The 15887-nt window shown below is 53.3% G+C and carries 15 protein-coding genes and 1 tRNA gene; 8 read left to right on the forward strand and 8 right to left on the reverse strand.

Translation table 11 applies throughout. The annotated features are described in order from the left end of the window. Nucleotides 1-42: 42 nt before the first annotated feature. Complete coding sequence (locus tag LPB19_RS11555) at nucleotides 43-1695, reverse strand: electron transfer flavoprotein-ubiquinone oxidoreductase (RefSeq protein ID WP_206643054.1); 1653 nt, start codon at nucleotides 1693-1695, stop codon at nucleotides 43-45. 488 nt (nucleotides 1696-2183) lie between these two features. Between LPB19_RS11555 and LPB19_RS11560 the strand changes: the two genes are divergently transcribed. The 3 genes from LPB19_RS11560 (at nucleotide 2184) to LPB19_RS11570 (ending at nucleotide 4851) form a co-directional block, all read left to right on the forward strand. Beyond that, nucleotides 2184-2933, forward strand: a complete 750-nt coding sequence (locus LPB19_RS11560) for an electron transfer flavoprotein subunit beta/FixA family protein (RefSeq protein WP_206643055.1) — start codon at nucleotides 2184-2186, stop codon at nucleotides 2931-2933. Further along, nucleotides 2934-3875 carry an electron transfer flavoprotein subunit alpha/FixB family protein gene (locus tag LPB19_RS11565; protein ID WP_206643056.1) on the forward strand — a complete coding sequence of 314 codons (942 nt, stop codon included), beginning with the start codon at nucleotides 2934-2936 and terminating at the stop codon, nucleotides 3873-3875. A gap of 103 nt (nucleotides 3876-3978) precedes the next feature. Then, nucleotides 3979-4851, forward strand: a complete 873-nt coding sequence (locus tag LPB19_RS11570) for a putative RNA methyltransferase (RefSeq protein ID WP_206643057.1) — start codon at nucleotides 3979-3981, stop codon at nucleotides 4849-4851. A gap of 188 nt (nucleotides 4852-5039) precedes the next feature. Here the strand turns inward: LPB19_RS11570 and LPB19_RS11575 are convergent, their stop codons facing one another. Together LPB19_RS11575 and LPB19_RS11580 are read right to left on the reverse strand one after the other, a co-directional pair. Beyond that, on the reverse strand, nucleotides 5040-5528 hold the full coding sequence (locus tag LPB19_RS11575; RefSeq protein WP_206643058.1) for a hypothetical protein: 489 nt from the start codon (nucleotides 5526-5528) through the stop codon (nucleotides 5040-5042). Nucleotides 5529-5539: 11 nt separating this feature from the next. Then, nucleotides 5540-5869 (reverse strand): hypothetical protein, encoded by a 330-nt coding sequence (locus tag LPB19_RS11580; protein WP_206643059.1) that lies wholly within the window; start codon nucleotides 5867-5869, stop codon nucleotides 5540-5542. Between the two features lie 200 nt (nucleotides 5870-6069). Between LPB19_RS11580 and LPB19_RS11585 the strand changes: the two genes are divergently transcribed. The 5 genes from LPB19_RS11585 (at nucleotide 6070) to LPB19_RS11605 (ending at nucleotide 10628) form a co-directional block, all read left to right on the forward strand. Beyond that, the gene (locus tag LPB19_RS11585; RefSeq protein ID WP_206643060.1) at nucleotides 6070-6489 is read left to right on the forward strand and encodes a hypothetical protein; all 420 of its coding nucleotides are present in this window, start codon (nucleotides 6070-6072) and stop codon (nucleotides 6487-6489) included. Nucleotides 6490-6520: 31 nt separating this feature from the next. Continuing rightward, nucleotides 6521-7762, forward strand: a complete 1242-nt coding sequence (locus tag LPB19_RS11590) for a saccharopine dehydrogenase family protein (protein WP_206643061.1) — start codon at nucleotides 6521-6523, stop codon at nucleotides 7760-7762. A 28-nt stretch (nucleotides 7763-7790) separates the two neighbouring features. Next, the gene (locus tag LPB19_RS11595) at nucleotides 7791-8411 is read left to right on the forward strand and encodes a class I SAM-dependent methyltransferase (protein ID WP_206643062.1); all 621 of its coding nucleotides are present in this window, start codon (nucleotides 7791-7793) and stop codon (nucleotides 8409-8411) included. A gap of 88 nt (nucleotides 8412-8499) precedes the next feature. After that, nucleotides 8500-8586 (forward strand) — tRNA-Leu (locus LPB19_RS11600). A 233-nt stretch (nucleotides 8587-8819) separates the two neighbouring features. After that, complete coding sequence (locus LPB19_RS11605; protein WP_206643063.1) at nucleotides 8820-10628, forward strand: ATP-dependent nuclease; 1809 nt, start codon at nucleotides 8820-8822, stop codon at nucleotides 10626-10628. A gap of 528 nt (nucleotides 10629-11156) precedes the next feature. On the opposite strand, the gene LPB19_RS11610 is transcribed toward LPB19_RS11605, so the two are convergent. The 5 genes from LPB19_RS11610 to LPB19_RS11630 form a co-directional block, all read right to left on the reverse strand. Further along, a complete protein-coding gene (locus tag LPB19_RS11610) occupies nucleotides 11157-12374 on the reverse strand; it encodes a replication endonuclease (RefSeq protein ID WP_206643064.1) in 1218 nt (405 codons plus the stop codon). A 409-nt stretch (nucleotides 12375-12783) separates the two neighbouring features. Further along, a complete protein-coding gene (locus LPB19_RS11615) occupies nucleotides 12784-12981 on the reverse strand; it encodes a helix-turn-helix transcriptional regulator (protein ID WP_206643065.1) in 198 nt (65 codons plus the stop codon). A 202-nt stretch (nucleotides 12982-13183) separates the two neighbouring features. Beyond that, complete coding sequence (locus LPB19_RS11620) at nucleotides 13184-13612, reverse strand: hypothetical protein (protein WP_206643066.1); 429 nt, start codon at nucleotides 13610-13612, stop codon at nucleotides 13184-13186. Nucleotides 13613-13836: 224 nt separating this feature from the next. Continuing rightward, nucleotides 13837-14661 carry a hypothetical protein gene (locus LPB19_RS11625; RefSeq protein WP_206643067.1) on the reverse strand — a complete coding sequence of 275 codons (825 nt, stop codon included), beginning with the start codon at nucleotides 14659-14661 and terminating at the stop codon, nucleotides 13837-13839. Between the two features lie 2 nt (nucleotides 14662-14663). Beyond that, nucleotides 14664-15884: a tyrosine-type recombinase/integrase gene (locus LPB19_RS11630; RefSeq protein WP_206643068.1), complete on the reverse strand. Its 1221-nt coding sequence runs from the start codon at nucleotides 15882-15884 to the stop codon at nucleotides 14664-14666. Nucleotides 15885-15887: the final 3 nt, after the last annotated feature.

Raw genomic sequence — 15887 nt, forward strand, 5'->3', positions numbered from 1 at the left:
AAACGGCCCTCGCGAGGGCCGTTTTTCGTGCACGTAAACGAATTACATATTCGGGTAGTTCGGACCGCCACCGCCTTCAGGCGTTACCCAGGTAATGTTCTGCGCAGGGTCCTTGATGTCACAAGTCTTGCAGTGAACACAGTTCTGGGCATTGATCTGAAAGCGCTGACCGCTCCCGTCGTCGCTTTCCACCACTTCGTATACGCCTGCCGGGCAGTACCGCTGCGCCGGTTCGTTGAACTTCGGCAGATTTTCTTGAATCGGAATGTCAGGATCCGTCAGCTTCAGGTGGATCGGCTGGTCTTCCTCGTGGTTGGTGTTGGAGATGAACACCGAGGACAGACGGTCGAAGGTCAGCGTATTGTCTGGCTTCGGGTAGTCGATTTTCTTGGCTTCCGAGGCGGGCTTCAGAGTTGCGTAATCCGGCGTCGTGTCGTGGAAGGTGAACGGCAGGCTGCCGCGCAGGATGTTCTGTTCAAAGAACGCAATCGCACCACCAACGATGTTGCCGAACTTGTGCATGGCCGGGCCAAAGTTGCGCTCGGCGTAGAGCTCCTTGTACAGCCAGCTGTCTTCAAAGCGTTGTTGGAAGCCGGTGATCTCTTCCCCGGCTTTGCCTTCCTTGAGGGCTTCGAATACCGCTTCTGCACCGAGCAGGCCGGATTTCATGGCGGTGTGGGAGCCCTTGATCTTGGAGCTGTTCAGAGTTCCGGCATCGCAGCCGAGCAGCAGACCGCCCGGGAAGCTCATTTTGGGCAGGGCGTTGTAGCCACCTTTGGCGATCGCGCGGGCACCATAGGATACGCGCTTGCCACCCTCCAGGTATTTCCGGATTTCCGGGTGCAGCTTCAGGCGCTGGAATTCTTCAAACGGGCTCAGATGCGGGTTGCTGTAGGACAGATCGGTGATCAGGCCGACATACACCTGGCCGTTTTCAAGGTGATACAGAAAAGAGCCGCCGGTGGAGCCACTCTCGTTCAGCGGCCAGCCAGTGGTGTGCACAACCAGGCCGGGTTCATGCTTGGCCGGGTCGATATCCCACAACTCCTTGATGCCGATACCGTAGTGCTGGGGGTCTTTGCCTTCATCGAGGCTGTATTCCTTGATCAGGCGCTTGCCCAGGTGGCCGCGACAACCTTCGGTGAAAAGAGTGTACTTGGCGCGGAGTTCCATGCCCGGCATGAATCCGTCTTTCTCGGAACCGTCACGGGCTACGCCCATGTCACCCGTGATAATGCCTTTAACCTGGCCATCTTCAATGATGGTCTCAGAAGCCGCGAATCCCGGATAGACCTCGACGCCCAACTGTTCGGCCTGTTCGGCGAGCCAGCGGCACAGGTTTCCGAGGCTGATAATGTAGTTGCCATGGTTGTGCATGTTCTTGGGCACAAAGCCATTTGGAATCTTGCTGGCGGTTTCCTGGTTCTTCAGCAGGAAGATGTCATCCCGGGTAACCGGAGTATTCAGCGGAGCGCCTTTCTCTTTCCAGTCCGGGAACAGTTCATTGAGGGCAGTTGGCTCGAAAACGGTACCGGCGAGGATGTGCGCGCCGATCTCAGACCCTTTTTCTACCACACATACGGTCAGTTCTTCGCCAGCCTCCTGTGCCAACTGCATGACTCGGCAGGCTGCCGACAGGCCCGCAGGGCCGCCGCCGACGATAAGAACATCAAATTCCATCGATTCGCGTTCCACGTTGGTCTCCTCAACTTCTTTAATGATTAGAGTGCCCGCAGGCTAATTTGAAGGGCGATATGATACCGGTAAAATTGCGTACAGACGACCACCGATCACAGCCTCCCCACGGTTTACTGCTCCTGAGGATATCGCATTTGCGGGTTCAAACAAACGTTTGTTTGAAATTCCGGGGCGTCTTTGGCATTGTACGTATTCTCCGAAAGCCTCCCGGGCTCCGGGAATCGCGGCTGGATTGGCCCTGACTACGCGGATGGTTGGTAAGCCGGGCCTATTGACCCGCCTTTACTTTGATTGCAGTATTAGTCCGCCATGACAGCCGGGCCACCCAGCTAGCTGTTTGTAACGTTTGGCGAGGGCACCCATAATTTCGGTTCCACGCCAACATGACAGGCATCAGGATCGCCTTGAAGTGCGTCTTTAGCGGCGCCGAGTAACGAATTTCCCTGATGACGTCTTTAAACCCATCGTAGAAGAACGAGGAATCTATGAAGGTTCTGGTCGCTGTAAAACGAGTAATCGACTACAACGTAAAGGTGCGCGTCAAGCCGGACAACACCGGTGTTGATCTCGCCAACGTAAAGATGGCAATGAACCCGTTCTGCGAAATCGCAGTCGAAGAAGCGGTTCGCCTGAAAGAGAAGGGCGTTGCCAGTGAAATCGTTGTGGTTTCCATTGGTCCGAAGGCTGCCCAGGAGCAAATTCGTACCGCGCTGGCGCTGGGTGCTGATCGCGGTATCCACGTTGAAACTGACGACGAGGTTCAGTCTCTCGAGGCCGCCAAACTGCTGAAAGCGGTTGTTGAGAAGGAAGAGCCGAAGCTGGTTATCCTCGGTAAGCAGTCTATCGATTCCGACAACAACCAGACTGGCCAGATGCTTGCCGCGCTGACTGGCATGGGGCAGGGCACCTTTGCTTCCGAAGTGGTTGTGGACGGTGACAAGGTTAACGTAACCCGCGAAGTTGATGGCGGCCTGATCACTGTTGGCCTGAACCTGCCGGCGGTTGTTACCACTGACCTGCGTTTGAATGAGCCGCGTTACGCTTCTCTGCCGAATATCATGAAGGCCAAGAAGAAGCCGCTGGACGCCACAAGCCCGGCCGACCTGGGTGTCGATATTTCACCGCGCCTGTCCACCCTGAAAGTTGAAGCGCCAGCCTCTCGCCAGGCCGGTGTGAAGGTGGCTGACGTAGCTGAGCTGGTCGATAAACTGAAGAACGAAGCGAAGGTGATCTAAATGAGCATCCTGGTAATTGCTGAACACGACAACAGCAGCCTGAAGCAGGCTACCCTGAATGTTGTAGCGGCTGCCAAGGCGATCGGCGGTGACGTAGACGTGCTGGTTGCTGGCGAAAACTGTGGTGCCGTTGCTGAAGCTGCTGCCAAGGCAGAAGGCGTGAATAAGGTACTGGTTGCTGACAACGCCGCTTACGGCCACTTCCTGGCCGAGAACCTCGGTGAACTGGTCGCAGAAGCTGGCAAAGGCTATAGCCACATTCTGGCTGCCGCCGGCACCACTGGCAAAGATTTCATGCCACGCGTTGCTGCACTGCTGGACGTTGCTCAGGTGTCTGACATCATCCGCGTGGAATCTGAGGACACTTTCGTTCGTCCGATTTACGCGGGTAACGCGATTGCGACGGTTAAGTCCAGCGATAGCACCAAAGTCATCACTGTGCGCCCAACCGCATTTGATCCTGTCGCTGCCGAAGGCGGTTCTGCAGCGGTTGAGCAGCTGGATACGGTCAAGGATGCCGGTCTGTCGGTGTTCGTAAGCGAAGAACTGGCAGAATCCGATCGTCCCGATCTGGGTAGCGCCGGCATCGTTGTGTCCGGCGGCCGCGGCATGCAGAACGGCGACAACTTCAAGATGCTGGAAAGCGTTGCTGATCTGCTGGGCGCTGCCGTTGGTGCATCCCGTGCAGCGGTTGATGCCGGCTTCGTTCCGAACGACATGCAAGTTGGTCAGACCGGTAAAATCGTTGCCCCGCAGCTTTACATCGCTGTTGGCATCTCCGGTGCTATCCAGCACCTGGCGGGTATGTCTGACTCCAAGGTGATCGTTGCGATCAACAAGGACGAAGAAGCACCGATCTTCCAGGTTGCTGACTATGGTCTGGTTGCAGATCTGTTCGAAGCGGTACCGCAGCTGGAAGAAGAACTGAAGAAAGTTCTGTAACTTTCGATTCAGTCAGAAAAAGGCACCCAATCCGGGTGCCTTTTTTCGTTTTTACCACCTACACTGCACTGGCGCCTACCGCCGAAACCCGATCTGGATTCTGATGCTCGTGATCCTTGCCCCGTTTGATGCCCTCGCTTGCCCTCTCGATGGCGAACCTCTCAATCAGTCCGAAAAGACGTGGCAATGTGCCCGAGGTCACAGCTTCGATGTCGCCCGTCAGGGCTATATCCATCTGCTGCCGGTGCAGAAGAAGAAATCGCTGGAACCGGGGGACAGTAAAGACATGATAGCGGCCCGGCAGCGGTTTCTGGCGCAAGGTTTTTACGATCCGATATCCAGCGCGGTTAACGAGGCGGTGATGCGTGCCAGCGAGGGTGGCGAAACCATCTGCTGCCTTGATGCTGGCTGCGGAGAGGGCTACTACCTTCGAAAACTGAGCGCGGCATTGACGGATAAAACAAAGTGCGCGCTGATCGGCAATGATATCTCGAAGTGGGCCGTACTCAAGGCGGCGCAGCAACAGCGGACGGGTGTTCGCTGGATTGTGGCAAGCAACGCGAACCTGCCGATACAAACGGACACGCTAGATGTCGTGCTATCACTCTTTGGCTTTCCCATTTACAACGAATTCAGCCGAGTGCTCAGGCCCGGGGGGATTCTGATTCAGGTCGATGCCGGGCCTGACCATCTTCGGGAACTACGCGAGATCATCTACCCGGAACTGAAGCCAGAGGGTAATGTACGGGAGCTTCCTTCAGGCTATGAGCTTGTGGAGGAAAACCGGATGACTTATGTGCAGGCCTTAGACAAGCAGGAGCAAATCTTCGATCTGCTGGCGATGACACCGCATCTTTACCGAGCCAGCGCAGAGGGAAAGGCGAAAGCGGAAGCGCTTGATTCCATAATGGTGACGGTAGATGTGATTCTCCGCTCCTTTAGATCGGTTCAGGCGAACCCTGCACCCAATGAGTGATGAGAGTGCCGTACTCCTGATTTATGGGGCTTAGCAGCGAGGGTTGCGCCCGCTCTGGGCGGTGCGGTCCATGCACTCAAAATAATGCAAATGTTGGCATCCAAGGGACTCTTTTCCCCAGAGCCTTGCCCATTCGTGCTCAGTTTGCGAGCAAAAGCCCCCGGCACGTGAAAACATAAAGCCTTTGCTCAATCCTTTGACCGAATTGGACCGGGGGAGGTTGGCTTCGAGTCTTTTTCCGACGCGATCTTTTTTTCGACTTTATTCACGATGATGACGTCAGCGAGGCTCCGCAAGGTACGGTTGGTTGTGCGCACGGTCTGGTAGAACGATTGGCTCGTCTCGTCGTGGCTGGTTTTCACCTGGCGGGCGCTGGATTTGAACTCTTCGTCCTTTGAAAACAGGTCAATAAGGCCAAAGGTGGTATTTGTTATCGCCTTGTGAACCTTTTCCACTGCCGTTGCCCCACTGGTGACGGCCCCTTCAAGTAGCCTGGTACGATTTCTCAGTTCCAGCATATCCAGCCGTGTTTTCTGGATCGCGCTTTGAGCCGCGATTTGATGACTCAGCAACAGACGCAGGTGTTTTCTGGTGCGCCGCAGCAGGAGGGCTGCATAGCTTAGCAAGCCCAGTGCAATCAGTTGGAGCAGGAGTGTGGCGCTGGACAAAGCCGACATTCGTCAAACTCCTAGCGGTATTCTATGTGCATTTTCACAGGAATATTGCGCTCGGACATCTCCTGCTGCAGCTCTTTCATGACTTCCTGGTACACCATTTTGCGAACCATGATCGGCAACTTGTCAGCCAGCACTCGTGCTGACTTGGATTCTCTTTTTGCCAGACCGATGGGGTCAATCACACGCAAGGTCAGAACCAGCTCTGGCTCCTCCATAGACCCGGCAAGGTCGTTTTCTTTCAGCATTCGGGTGATGAGTTGCTGCTGCATGATCAGTTGCCAGCAAAGAAAAGCACTGAAGGCGACCAACAGCAGGGTGAGCGCGATAAGAAACGTAGCCAATTAAAGCCTCCTTGGCCTAAGGGAGTATTCCGTGGCAGTTTGCCTCTGGAATTATGACAATCGATTGGCTCTGAAGACAGTGAAATCAGCCAGAAGGTGAAAGAAGTTAACGCCTATCCACTGGTACCATGAATTGCGTTACACCGATTCACCGTGCAGAATCAATGAATTAAACCCATCCATTGATCAAGGAATCGATCATGATCTGGTTAAAGGCATTTGTTGCTGGTTTTTTATCGACGCTGATATTCCATCAAGGGTTGTTCGCGTTGCTGCATTTGGGAGGAATGACACCAGTTCCTGCTTACAACATGACACCGGTTCCGCCGCTCGGTGTGCCTTCGGTGGTTTCCATAAGTTTCTTCGGTGGATTGTGGGCTATGGCGCTTTGGCTTGTGGTGGGCCGGCTGCCGTCTGCAAGGTACTGGCTTGGGCATATCGTGCTCGGCGCTCTTGCGCCGACTGCAGTGGCCATGCTGTTGGTATTCCCGCTCAAGGGTCTGGATGTCAGCGCTCAGACTTGGATAGGCGGCTTTCTTCTGAACGGAGCCTGGGGGCTTGGCGTGGCCGTTATCATGCGGATACTGGGCGGAACAAGGCCAGCTACCGGCTCTTATTAAATCTCACCTGTCTGGATAAAAGGGATAAAAAATGACCAAATCGGAAAAGACGGCTTACGATATAGTGGTGTTTGGCGCGACCAGTTTTGTCGGCCAGATCCTTACTAACTACCTACTATCCACTTACGGCGTCGGAAAGACGGTTAATTGGGCGCTGGCCGGGCGCTCCGAGAGCAAGCTCAAAACCCTGAAGTCGGATCTGGGCGAAGGCGCCAAAGACATTCCGCTCATTATCGCGGATGCCGCCGATGAAACCGCACTCCGCGCCATGTGCGAGCAAACCCGGGTGATTATTTCCACCGTTGGCCCTTACGCGCTCTATGGCGAGCCATTGGTCAAGGCCTGCGTCGAAACCGGCACCGACTACTGCGACCTGACTGGCGAGGTGCAGTGGATTCGCCGGATGATCCAGCAATACGAAGAGCAGGCCAAGGCATCTGGAGCTCGAATAGTTCACTGCTGCGGTTTCGACTCGATTCCATCGGATATGGGCGTCTGGTTCCTGCAGAACAAAGCCGAGGAAACCTTTGGCGGGCCCTGCGAGGACGTGCGTATGCGCGTAAAGGCAGCAAAAGGCGGAATGTCAGGTGGCACCGTTGCCTCCATGATGAATATTGCCCGGGAAGCCGGAGCAGACCCCCAGCTTCGTAAAGAGCTGGCAAACCCGTTCTCGCTGTGCCCTCCGGAGCACCGCTCTGAAACCCGTCAGCCAAGCCTTAAAAACGCCGAGTTCGACAAGACTTTTGACGTCTGGCTGGCCCCGTTTGTGATGGGGGCTATCAATACCCGCATCGTGCATCGCTCCAACGCACTCCAGGGCGCGCGGTATGGCAAGGAGTTTACCTACGACGAAGCCATGATGACCGGGAAAGGCAACAAGGGCCGCCTGGGCGCTTACGGTGTAACGGGAGCACTGGCCGGTTTCTTCACCGCCTCTGCGTTCAAACCCACTCGCTGGTTGGTTGGCAAATTTGTCCCTCAGCCTGGTGAAGGTCCCACGCCGGACGAGCAGAAGAACGGCTTTTATGACCTGCGTTTCGTTGGGCGAACGGCAGACGGCAAGACCATGATCACCAAAGTGACCGGCGATCGGGATCCTGGCTACGGATCGACCGGTAAAATGCTTGGTGAAGCTGGCATGTGCCTGGCGTTCGATGTGCCGAGTGACAAGGAAGGCGGCTTCTGGACACCATCTACTCTGCTGGATGGTGACCTGCTGGAACGACTGACGAGCAAAGCCGGTCTGACTTTCGAAGTAGTGGAAACACGCTAAGACTGAACTGGCCACCGGAGGTGCCGCTGTGAGCTTCTATGAAGATCGTGTTCTGCCGCACCTCATCGACTGGGTCTGCTCGGATGGTCAGGTAATGAAGCTTCGTAGCCAGGTTGTACCCCATGCCAAAGGCACCGTCTTGGAGGTCGGCATGGGGTCTGCCATTAACCTGGAATTTTACTCCCCGGAAGCCGTAAAACTTGTGTATGGGCTGGAGCCTTCCGAGGGCATGCGGCGTAAAGCTCATAGTAACCTTGAGCGGTCTCCAGTGCCGGTAGAGTGGCTGGATTTGCCAGGCGAGAAGATTCCGCTTGCCGATGATAGCGTCGATACTGTGCTGCTCACCTTCACCCTGTGCACCATTCCGGATTGGTCGGCGGCTCTGCAGCAGATGAAGCGGGTTCTGAAGCCGGGTGGGGAGCTGCTGTTTCTGGAGCACGGCCAGTCACCGGATGCGAGCGTCTGCAAATGGCAGCATCGAGTCACACCGGTGTGGAAAAAGTTTGCAGGCGGCTGCCACCTGAACCGGCCGATTGGCGATCTCATTCAGCAGAGCGGGTTCAAAATTCTGGAGCTCGAAAACCTGTATATCCCCAAGACGCCCAAAATAGCAGGGTATGTGTACAAAGGGCGGGCGGTTAAGGCCTGACCAATCTCACTTTGGTGGCTCAAAATTGTGGAATTGCGTTACCGCACCTGCGCTTATACAATGCGTTCCGCTGTCCCTCCCTTCGAATGCCCGGATGGTGAAATTGGTAGACACAAGAGACTTAAAATCTCTCGGCCGCAAGGCCGTGCCGGTTCGATTCCGGCTCCGGGCACCAATAAAAACAGAGTGTTACGAATTTCTAATTTTTCATTCTTAGTTTCGTTTTTTCATGTAGACGCAATGTAGACAAATATTTTCATAGCTTCATTGAAAAGCAGCACCTCCCTTTTTGATCTTCGTGACCCTTGGTGCCTTCACAATGGCTAATCACTAGTGACACTCGTCTACTGCCGGTTCGCTTCGACTGGGGCGAGAAAAAAATAATTAGATAGGTAAGTGCTGAATAAAATGAAGATTATTGAAAAGGTTGAAATTAGTTACTTTCGCTCTGTCTACTCGCTCTCATTGGCCAAGTGTCAGGATGTAAACATTCTTATCGGACAGAATGATGCGGGTAAGTCTAATATCCTCAAGGCGCTCAACCTTTTCTTTAATAACGAAACAGAACTGACATCGCCGGTAGAATTTTTGGAGGATCTATCGCGATCACGCGCCGAGGAGGCACGTGCCGCCAAGGGCAAAACCACGATCTGGATAAAAGTTACATTTAGAAACTACGAAAATTGGAGCTCCCTTCCGGAAACTTTCGTGGTTAAGCGCACGTGGACACGGTATTCCGACCAGCCTGAAACGGTCGTTGTGGGGAGTAAGAAGAAAATCCCGAACACGACTCTTGGACGATTCCTTTCAAAAATCGCCTTTCACTACGTACCAGCCGTCCGAGGGCGCGATATTTTTTCGCATTATTTGACCATGCTCCACGATGCCCTCATAGATGATGAAAAAGCAGGTATCTCAGAAGCTTCCACTGGGCTCGTGACGCGAATCAATCAAAGCACTGAGGAGATGGCTAAGGACATTGAGGCGAGGCTGGGTTTCGAGAGCTCTATAGGCATGCCGCGAGATCTAAAGCATTTGTTTACGGCATTGGATTTCACAACAAAATTCTCTCATCACGAAGTCCCGCTAAAAAAGCGCGGAGATGGAATTCAAGCAAGACACATTCCTTTCATACTCAGCTTCGTTGCATCACAGTCCAGAAAAAACCACATTTGGGGTTACGAGGAGCCTGAAAACTCTTTAGAGATGGGCAGAGCGTTTGATCTCGCTGATCAGTTCCAAGCGGAATTTGCGAGAAATAACCAAATATTTCTATCAACTCATTCGCCCGCTTTTTATTCGCTGGATCAGGATAACGTCAAAAAATGGCTGGTAAAAAGTTGCGACGGGCATGATTTTTCAGGTAAAGCCACTGCTGCATTTTCGCTAGACTCTGTCGCCGACTTCGATAAGTCAGTGGGTGTGGCGGCGCTTATATCTGAGAGGGCGAAGGAGTTACATGATCAAATAGAGCTGTTGCAGGTTTCCTCAGAAGAGCTTAGGGGTCGTTTGCAAGATGCGGAAACGCCTCAGGTGATAGTGGAAGGCCCGACCGATGTTACAATTCTGAATCATGTCTATGGGCTCCTATACCCTGATCAAGCCCCAATCTTTGAGTTTATATCAGCTGCAAGCGCAAAAAAGGTAGTATCTTTTGTGCTTGGTGTGGCAGATCTCGGAAGGGAATACCCATTTCCTATTACAGGGCTTCTTGACGACGATCACGAAGGGAGAAGTCAATTTAATGTGAACAAACAGAATTCTTACCGATCGCTTGCGGGCACTCAATTAAGAACCCTAGATGGTGTTCGAGGAATCTATCTAGGGTTCTTGCCTAAGCCCGACTGGGTGACGGCGGCTGAGGCAACGCTCAAGGACCAGGGGCGCGAAGCTCAACTTCCGGTAACCATAGAAACGCTGGTCTCAAAAGAGTTCATGGCGGCATCGATTGCTGCTGGTGAAATCTCGTTCAGCGATGAAATGACTAAAGCAAAAAATGCAAATTTTGAAGTACCAGTCAACATATCTGATGAGCTTGGTCGACATCTTGAAGATGATGATCGTTATCTGGTGCAAAAGGTTGATGAACAGTCCAAAATTCCATTTTCGGAGTACTTTCAAGCCAACGCGACATTACAAGATTGTGAAGCCTTTCGGCCAATATTCGAATGGCTGGAAACGACCGTTCAGCTATTTCAGCAGGCGCGGGATGAGTGATCAGCGCAGCACATTCATATCGGTCTAGTGGGGTCAGCCTACTCCCCAGGACAAGTGAACCTACTCGGACTTATTAGGCTGTAGAGATTTTTATTGCGCCAGCGGTCAACCTAACGCTATGAACGATGGCGCCCCCATTCCTCTATCCTGTAGGGCTATTGATTGAAACCCACCTGAGACGGGCACCTCCGTACAGTTATTGACAGAACTCCAAGGTGGCGAGTGAACCTCACCACTCAGCTTCTCCCAGGCATAAGCGGTGTCGTCGGGCAATGCGGCGATTTCTGCTTCTGTCGGAGTCCGTACCTGAGTTAGCTGCTTGAGGCGATCCAGCCAAGAGGAGTCGGAATTAAGTGCTGGCGCAGCTTTTTTCGGTCGCTTTACTTCCCAGCGCAAAGCCCGAGTTATCCAGTAGCGACCTTGAGCGAGTAGGCCAAACAGTTTGCCCTTGGCAGGCTCTCCATATTGGTTAACAGGGCTATCCAGGTACTCGCCGGTTCCCTGATCGACCTCCAGCCATTTGGCCGTTTACATCGGTTGGTTTGCCCGTTTCGCAACCGGCCCATTCATGGCTTCGATAAAGCCAGCCCAATCACTTTTATCCGCTGCTTGTCGAGCCTTCTCAACAATCTCGTCATCAGCATGGTCCAAGCGACGAAGTTCTCTCCAGACGGTTACAGGCGGTCCGCCGATCTGCTGGAATTGTCGGATTCCGTGGATACTGGCCCAAGCACGAACACGAGCGGCAACGTCCTTAGTTAGGTTTCCGTACCAATCCTCAGCATCCTCACCGTTTTCCTGAAACTCGCCGTCGATGTTCTTGCAGATGTACTTCACGATGTAGCCGGTTGCTGACCCTCGGTCGTAGTCAATATCGACCGCCTCGAATCTGGCTTCTTGCGCTCCGGGTTCGTCGCCATCCTCAAGCAATGCGTAGTCCCGAATGATTTCGACCATACGCCTTTTCTGTTCAGGCTCAACAAAGAGCATCAAATGCCAATGCGGGGTCCCGTCATGGTGGGGTTCGACAATCCGTAGCCCGTAGGTCCGTACTTCTTCCCGATCCAGCTGAGCACGAATGCGGGCCCAGACCGAGTTCAGGTAGCGTTGGGCTTCGCTGGGAGTCGATCCGTTGTATTTCGGGTTTGGTTGGCCTGTCACTTTGACCGGGTGGTATTTGCTGGGAGTCGTGATCGTGAGAAATACCCCAACATGACTCAGGTCCTGCGCGATCTTTTCGAATCCTGAGGCGCGGACGATTAACTCAGAACGGCGTACGAAGGGATTGCTGACTGACAGGGCGGCCAGCTCCGCAAGAGTGTATTCCTGGCACTGATCGTTAACAGCGATCATTTCTTCGAGGAGGGAGCGATTACGGGAGATCTGCTCTTGGTGGAGCTTTAATCCCCAATCCGATACGTAGACGGCTTTTTGCTTGGAAACAAGGCCGTAGTCTCGAGCTACATTGTCCAATACCCGCTTTTGTTTCTTTCGAATAAGTCGTCGCCACCAGACTTCGTCCTTGGCTCTCTCGATACAGCCTTTGTGTGTCTGACTCTTCGGGAGCTCGAACCCGTATCGAGCTAGTAGCTTTTGGATGGCTTTGAGCGTTTGGGCTGTGTCTTTGAAGCGGGCGTCTGTTTCGCTGCAGACTTTTGCTCTGGATCTAGCGAAATCTTTTAGCTGAGCATCATCCAGCGTGAACTTCAGGTCGCGTCGTTGCAGCTTTGATTCCAGTGCTTCCAACTCCATTTCCAGCGCAATGCACCCCCGATCCTGACCTATTAGGTACAGGCGGGGTTCAAGCCTGGGAAACACCAAGGGGAACCGTTCGCGAAAACGGGTGACTGCCTGCCGGGTTTGGCGGGTACCGATGGTGTAAAGCCGGCCTTGGGTCCGGTAGTACCTGAATTGCTGTTGGGCTGAGGGGTTCAACGTAAACGCTCCTCAGTTCTTCCGGGGAGCGACCCGACTAGGTCCACGTTGGATACAGGTACACCCCTTAACGGACTGGGTGTGCCCCTATAAGGTCCGGGTCCCTTCGTTAACGGTTTGCGGAAGCTGCCTAGATCGTTAACGGAACCTGTTATGGATATCCTGCGCAGGGAACCGTTAACGGGCTTTTGGGCCGTCAACTGATCGGGTCGAGTAACCATCAAGCGACCTCAGAAGTTGAATGTCTGATTTGGCGCTCGACGTACTCTTCAAGGTCGGATAGGCGGTATCGAACAGCACGGCTGCCGACTTTAATAAACGGGACGCGAGCTCCAGCCCAGCGGTCGCGCTCAAGGAATGCTTTGCTGACGCCCAAGAACTGAGCGGCTTCTTTGGTTGTAAAGAGTGAATGGTTCATGTGTACCCCTGCACGTAAATTCAAATGACAGGGGTACAGTGCCTCCCGGTGGGGGAGAGAAAAATATGGTCTAAGTTAGACCAGTATTTTTTATGTGTAGACCATAAATTCTATTTGAATTTGCTGATCTGAAAGCATGGAAACGTCTAATCCGAAACTAGAAAGGTTCTTCATCTTCTGTGAATTTAGCGCGTTTCCCAGTTCACTCGAACTGCGCAGTATCGAAGTCGAGACGCTCGGTCACTCGCTCAAATGCGTGCTTGGATGCTTTTTTCTGGCTCATGAACAGGACGCCCAGAATAAGAAAAAGGGGAGGGAAGAAAACGCTGATTACGAACAAAAAGAGGAACCATCGATTCGCTCTCGTCTCCCCGTCGATCATCACTTTGGCGCGGGCATCCTTGACCATCAAAGAGATGGGGCCAGCGACTGACACAGTTGGGGAAAGCATTTTAGTTTTTACGCGGCAATATAGGTCGCGTGTATCAGTTTTCTTTTTCTTAGGTTTCATCTTGACCAGCTGAAATTCAGTGCCAAGTGCTTTTTCCAAAATCTGAAAGACCTCGTCTTCAGTTTTGGGAGACGTGAACTCTAAGTCGAGCTTATTGTTTTGATCTTTGAATAGTTCCATGGATATTGCACCTTGCCGTGTTCTCCGCCAGCGCGACGGATTAGTTATTTTATTTTCAAAGGTTGCGCACCCAGTTAAACGATTTCCGCTTTGGAAATCCATTCAAAAAACCTATAAAAAAACAAAAAGAAACAATTAGCTCCGAAGCAACGTCTGTTTGTTCGGGAAATGCACAGATCAGGGTTGGTTGACCTGCGCAAGATAACCTTGAGCTGGAGGAACCGTTAGCCTTTCGGCCTGCCTCGTCGTTTATCTTCGGGGCGGGGGTCGAGGTCTTTTATCCAGTTACGAACGGTATTGGGGTCCGTGTAATATTTTGCGCCGCAATACTCTCGAATCACCGGGTGATCCATGATGGCGCCCTGGGTTAGGGTTTTATCTGCTTTCCAGAGGTTACCTGCCACTTCTCTGCAAAGCATCCGGTGCCGCTGGGCGTCCGTTAGTCGGCTCCAAAAACGGTCCGCCTCTGCTTGCTTGATCTTTCCGACCGTTGTGAGCGGTTCCTCGTCGTCGCTGGGCGATGTTTCTTTAGCAACGGTATCCTCGACGTCCTCTCCCTCGGCAAACCGTTCCTTTTCTTCTTTGGTGAACCAAAAGTCGGGCAGGTCGACACCCTTTTTGCGGCAAAACTCTTCAATGATTCCGCGGTCTAAGTGGATGCTATCGAGCTTTTCTTTATCGTAAACGCGGTACTTGTAGCACTGCTCTAATCCCTCTGCGGCCTCATCATGGCGTTTGCACCATCGCTCCTTCCGCTCAAAATAGGTTTCGCGCATTTCAGCGTACCAAACATCCTCGTTCTTGAGGTCATGAGGTTTCTCTATGCCTGCGAGGTGTTCGCTGAACGATGGAAAATTACGTTCGCTTTTCAGCTCGACTCCGGCTTTCGTAAGAATTGGCAAGTGGTGACGCACCTGCATATTAGTAATGCTGCGCAGCAGGTCTTGCACAGGGAGAGGTGGTGCATCCGGGTCTGATGTATTTGGATCGGTGTTGTGCCAACGGTGAGCAATCTCCCATATGCTCAGGTGATCAAAGTCCGTCAACATCGTTACGCTCCAGGTTCTTCAGTTGATGAGTGGGGAATAATCTCTGCTTTGGTCAGAAAGAAATTCGTGATTTTCTGCATGGGCACTCGCAAACGCTCAACATCAAAAATAATGTACCCCTCAGTCACATCATTGGGATCTTTTTGGTTCATCAATCGCTTGAGAGCATAGGCCGGGATATCGAGTCGTTCGGCTGCGGTGATAAAGGTTCGTCGCAAATCGTGGAGTGTGAACTCGACGCCGGAGAGCTTCGCGACTCTGTTAATCGCTGTTCTCGGCTCAGACAGGTGACCGCGCTCGGCATCGCTCGGAAACACGTAGGGACTGCTGCGCTCCTTGAAGCGTCGGCTTAATAACGCTTCGATGGCGTTACTGAATGGCAAACAATGGATGCGGCTGTTCTTCGTCGCCGTGATCGTAATGGTTTTGTCGTGGAAGTCGATTTGATCCCAGGTGAGGGTGGCAGCTTCCGTCCGTCGAAGGCCCGTCAATAACACCAGGTGCAGATAATCGCGGGTTGTCTGGTTGTTCAGCTGCAGCGTGGCGTCGTACCACGGTTTGAGCTGGTGATCCTTGATCAGGGACTGGCGCTTTTCCACCTTGTACCAGGCGCGCTGATGGCTGAGCACGTTAACCGGATTCGCGACCAGGAACGGCTTTCCGGACGCATCCTGATAGCGCTGCAGCGCATGATTGAACACGGCGCGCAGAATTCGCATTCCGTTATCGGCGCGGGCATGGCTGCGTTGGCCATACTCGGCGTGACGGCTGAGGACCATATCGCGGGAAATGTCCTTGAGCGGCTTGCTCTGCCAGTCCTTGAACATCTCCCGCATGGAGCGGTGGTAGTCGTTCAGCGTGTTCGGCTTCAGGTTCTTCCGGGTGGCCAGATAATCCTCGAAGGCGTCCTTGAGCGTAACGCGTTGAGCTCGTTTTTCCTGAACCTCCCGAATCGGGTCAACGCCCGAGGCAACTTTGCCCAAAAACTTCATCGCCTCTTTGCGCGCCTGTTCGACCGTCAGGTTGCCGTAACGGCCGAGCGTCTTTCGTTTAACCCGTCCATCGACGCGCTTTTCAACGATGAAAGACTTGGCGCCGCCACTGGTGACGCGCAGGCCAAACCCGGCGATGGCCGAATCCCGGTAAAACGCCTGGGCGGCCGATCCGTCCGGCTTGGGGGCGGGAATCTCGACCTTATCGACAAAGCTCTTGGTGATTCGCATGGC

It is taken from the genome of Marinobacter salinisoli (genome assembly GCF_017301335.1).
Lineage (GTDB): Bacteria > Pseudomonadota > Gammaproteobacteria > Pseudomonadales > Oleiphilaceae > Marinobacter > Marinobacter salinisoli.

Bases quoted from the DNA above. Each gene is read 5' to 3' on its own strand.
- LPB19_RS11560 (WP_206643055.1), top strand. From the start codon at position 2,184: ATGAAGGTTCTGGTCGCTGTAAAACGAGTAATCGACTACAACGTAAAG.
- LPB19_RS11565 (WP_206643056.1), top strand. From the start codon at position 2,934: ATGAGCATCCTGGTAATTGCTGAACACGACAACAGCAGCCTGAAGCAG.
- LPB19_RS11570 (WP_206643057.1), top strand. From the start codon at position 3,979: ATGCTCGTGATCCTTGCCCCGTTTGATGCCCTCGCTTGCCCTCTCGAT.
- LPB19_RS11575 (WP_206643058.1), bottom strand. From the start codon at position 5,528: ATGTCGGCTTTGTCCAGCGCCACACTCCTGCTCCAACTGATTGCACTG.
- LPB19_RS11585 (WP_206643060.1), top strand. From the start codon at position 6,070: ATGATCTGGTTAAAGGCATTTGTTGCTGGTTTTTTATCGACGCTGATA.
- LPB19_RS11590 (WP_206643061.1), top strand. From the start codon at position 6,521: ATGACCAAATCGGAAAAGACGGCTTACGATATAGTGGTGTTTGGCGCG.
- LPB19_RS11605 (WP_206643063.1), top strand. From the start codon at position 8,820: ATGAAGATTATTGAAAAGGTTGAAATTAGTTACTTTCGCTCTGTCTAC.
- LPB19_RS11615 (WP_206643065.1), bottom strand. From the start codon at position 12,981: ATGAACCATTCACTCTTTACAACCAAAGAAGCCGCTCAGTTCTTGGGC.
- LPB19_RS11620 (WP_206643066.1), bottom strand. From the start codon at position 13,612: ATGGAACTATTCAAAGATCAAAACAATAAGCTCGACTTAGAGTTCACG.
- LPB19_RS11625 (WP_206643067.1), bottom strand. From the start codon at position 14,661: ATGTTGACGGACTTTGATCACCTGAGCATATGGGAGATTGCTCACCGT.
- LPB19_RS11630 (WP_206643068.1), bottom strand. From the start codon at position 15,884: ATGCGAATCACCAAGAGCTTTGTCGATAAGGTCGAGATTCCCGCCCCC.